The 3620-nt window shown below is 58.4% G+C and carries 3 protein-coding genes; all 3 read left to right on the forward strand.

The window, feature by feature from the left end:
* Positions 1 to 141: 141 nt before the first annotated feature.
* Entirely contained in the window at positions 142 to 2625 is a 2484-nt protein-coding gene (locus HF854_RS12165; protein ID WP_168936521.1) for an autotransporter family protein, read from the forward strand.
* 47 nt (positions 2626 to 2672) lie between these two features.
* Complete coding sequence (locus HF854_RS12170; RefSeq protein ID WP_240937759.1) at positions 2673 to 3113, forward strand: autotransporter outer membrane beta-barrel domain-containing protein; 441 nt, start codon at positions 2673 to 2675, stop codon at positions 3111 to 3113.
* 219 nt (positions 3114 to 3332) lie between these two features.
* Positions 3333 to 3614: a hypothetical protein gene (locus tag HF854_RS12175; protein WP_168936522.1), complete on the forward strand. Its 282-nt coding sequence runs from the start codon at positions 3333 to 3335 to the stop codon at positions 3612 to 3614.
* Positions 3615 to 3620: the final 6 nt, after the last annotated feature.

Genomic DNA, 3620 nt, shown 5'->3' on the forward strand with positions numbered 1-3620 from the left:
TGCTGCCGCGCACAGTCTTTTTTTGTCCACATGCCTTCTTGTAACTATAAAAGCTGAAGTTTCCAAACACGCTCTTACAACGGCGGCGCCATCTACAATACCGACACGCTGACCGTCAACGGCGGCAGCTTTAAGAGCAACATGGCCAAGAACGGCGGCGCCATTTGGAACAACTCCATGGCGACCATCACTGATGCCACCTTTAATAGCAACGAGGTCGGGGACAACGGCGGTGCCATCCACAATTCCGGCACGCTGACCGTCAACGGCGGCAGCTTTAAGAGCAACACGGCCAAGGACGGCGGCGCCATCTACAATAACGCCAATGGCAAACTGACCGTCACAGACGGCAGATTTGATGACAACACGGCCAATAGATACGGCGGTGCCATTTTCAACGTGCAGGACAGTACGCTGGTCGTTAAAAATACCATCTTCAAAAACAATAAGGCCAATGCCTTCGACGGCGGCGCCATTTGGAACAGGGGCGCGGCTACCATCACCAATGCCACCTTTGACGGCAACACGGCAGGTCACGAAGGCGGTGCCATCTACAATTCCGGCACGCTGACCGTCAACGGCGGCAAATTCACCGGCAACACTGCCGGAGAAAATGGCGGCGCCATCTACAATGACGGTGTTCTGTTCCTCACAGGTACCAATACCTTTACCAACAACACGGCTGCCGATAAGCCCAACGACATCTACAATGCCGGCACCATCACCGTGGAAGGCGGTACCACCACGCTGGGCAGCGGTCTGATCATGGCTAACACTGGCACAGTCAAAGTGCTGAACAGCACCATGCAGATCGGCGCACTCACGGCCAATGGCGGCACCATGTTTGTGGATCCGGCCTATGTGAAGATCGACAGCGTGGCCAGCTCCACGTTCGGCACGCAGCTGCTGGTAAGCAGCGGCTCCACGGTCAACATCGGCGGCATGCCGGAAGCGGATATGCGTCAGGCCATGGAAAAGGCCGGCATGAGCGTTGGCCCCAACTTCACCGTGGGTGCCGGCCAGTCCGTCCTGGCACTGGCCGCCCCTGTGGCACTGGCCAGCAGCGGCAAGATCGTGGTGGACGCCAACGTTAGGTCGAACGGCAAGGTCAATGGCACCGATGTAAATCAGGCCTACTTCGGCAAGGACTCCCTGCTGGTGGTCAACGGCACGAACATCAACGGAAACACCGCGGCCCTTACTTTGAGCGCCCCCTCCACGGAGTTCACTGTCCAAAACGGCGCCAAGCTGCTCATCTCCGGTGCCCAGAATGGCAAGACGTACAGGGTCATTGCCAACGGCAATGGGTCCAATGCCTTCAATGGATCGGGATACGGCAACAGCGCTGCCGACGGCTGGAAGGGCGGCAACCTGATGGCCAGCTCCGACATGGTCACGCTCACCTCTGCTGACGGCATGACGTTCACGGCCGGGGTCGAGGACGCCAAAAACGTGTTCCCCGACCTGAGCGAAGGCATGACCAACGCGGTGAACAAGCTGTACAGGGACAGCCTCAACAACGTCAACTCCGACCAGATGGGTGTGCGCTTCCTGAGCCGTGCCACGGACAACCGCTTCCTCGGCGCGGACAAGGACGCTGCCGCTTCCACCATCGAAAGCGCGGCCCGCATCGCTTTTGCCGGTGCCGTGCCGCAGATGACCAAGATGGCTTCCGACGCGGCCACCAATGCTGTGGTCAACCGTCTGGGCTTCGCCAATCCGGCCGACGGCGCGCAGGCTATGAACGCCGAAGGCAAGATCGTGGACCGCAACACCACCGGCTTTGCCCTGTGGATCGCCCCCCTGTGGCAGAGCCAGCACGGCTGGGGCATGGAAGCCGACAACATGGACTACGGCTTCAACGGCAACCTGGGCGGCGTCTCCCTGGGCGCTGACTACACCTTCGAGAACGCCATCCGCGCCGGTATCACCTTCAACATCGGTGGCGGCTATGCCGAATCCTCCGGCGGTGACCTCAGCAGCACCGAAAACCGCATGAACTTCTGGGGCCTGGGCGCTTACGCGGGCTGGAACTACGAGAACTTCGGCCTCATGGCCGACGTCTCCTACACCAGCACCTGGAACGACCTCAAGCAGGATGTGGACGGCCGCATGGGCATGGGCGATCTGGAAGCCGACGTGCAGGCCACGGCCATCAGCGCCGGTCTGCGGGCCGAATACCTGCTCCAGACCAGCGTGATGGACATCATCCCGCACATCGGCGTACGCTACATGAGCCTCAATACCTGGGGCTTCGATGCGGAAAGCAACGGCGGCACCGTGCTGGAAGGCGACGGTTTCCATCAGGATATCTGGACCTTCCCCATCGGCGTGACCTTCAGCAAGGACATCGCCCTGGACAACGGCTTCACCTTCAAGCCCAGTGTCGCCTTCAGCGTGATCCCGGCCGCCGGCGACATCAAGGCCAAGCAGGACGTGGCCTTCACCGGTCTGCCCGGCACCTATGAAGTGGAGACCCAGATGATGGACTACCTCACCTGGCAGGGTGGCGTCGGTCTGGAACTGGGTAACGACACCATGAGCTTCGGCGTCAACTACACTCTGCAGGCCGGCCAGCATACCACCAGCCACGGTGTGTTCGGCAGCTTCCGCTACGAGTTCTAGGCCCTGATGCTTTAGGACTGGGTGCCTCGCTGGAGGTAGGTCGCAAGCTGGATTTTGCCTTCAGCAACGAAGGCCGCGATCACTGGATCCTCGAACCTCAGCTTCAGCTTTCCTATTTCTGGGTGAAAGGCGGCGATTTTCATGCCTCCAACGGGATGAAAATCGAACAGAAAGATATGGATTCGCTCACGGGACGCGCCGGATTTGTCCTGGGTAAAAAGTTTTCGCTGGAAGGCGGAAACGGCGAACGCTATGTGCAGCCCTATGTGAAGGCTGGTGTGGACCATGAATTCCTGGGTGAACAGGTCGCCAGCATCAACGGCGAGCGAATGACCTCCGATTTGGATGGTACGCGCGTCTACTACGGCGCGGGTATGGACTGGCAGGCTCTGGACAATCTCCGTCTGTACATGCAGGCTGAGCACGAACACGGCGAACATTTCACCAGGGAATACAACATCTCCTGTGGCCTGAAGTTGGAATTCTGAGCCACGTCTCCTGACAGGAATTCTTCCAGCTTACGGACCTACGATAAAAAGCGCCGGAACTCCCGGCGCTTTTTTGTTGCCATCTGCATCGGTGTGATGTGCTGGCGTGGAGAAATATTTGTTCGGTTCTCACCAATATTTCTGAACCAGGCAGATTCCCGGCACTACAGTGCCAGCGCTGTACAGGCAGTTTTCTCTATGACGCAAAGGACATACTCTATGATCACAAAAATCGGTGCGGCTGCTCTGCAGCAGAAAGACAATGCTGACGAGAGACCCGGGCTTGGCCATCTGGCCACCGGACTCGGCGGACTTGGTTTGTATCGTGTCTCGGCTGCGAAGGCCAGATCTTCTCTCGAGAATGACCTCGGAAAACTCACCAGGCAGGAGGCCGAACAGCTCAGCCGCATGATGGGTGCCGATGGCAGGCTCAGAGCGTGTTTGGAAACTCATTTATCAATAATGAAACGTTTCAGCAGTATGCTTGCCATGGCTATTTGAATCATG

It is taken from the genome of Desulfovibrio piger (assembly GCF_012843875.1).
Classification (GTDB): Bacteria; Desulfobacterota; Desulfovibrionia; order Desulfovibrionales; family Desulfovibrionaceae; genus Desulfovibrio.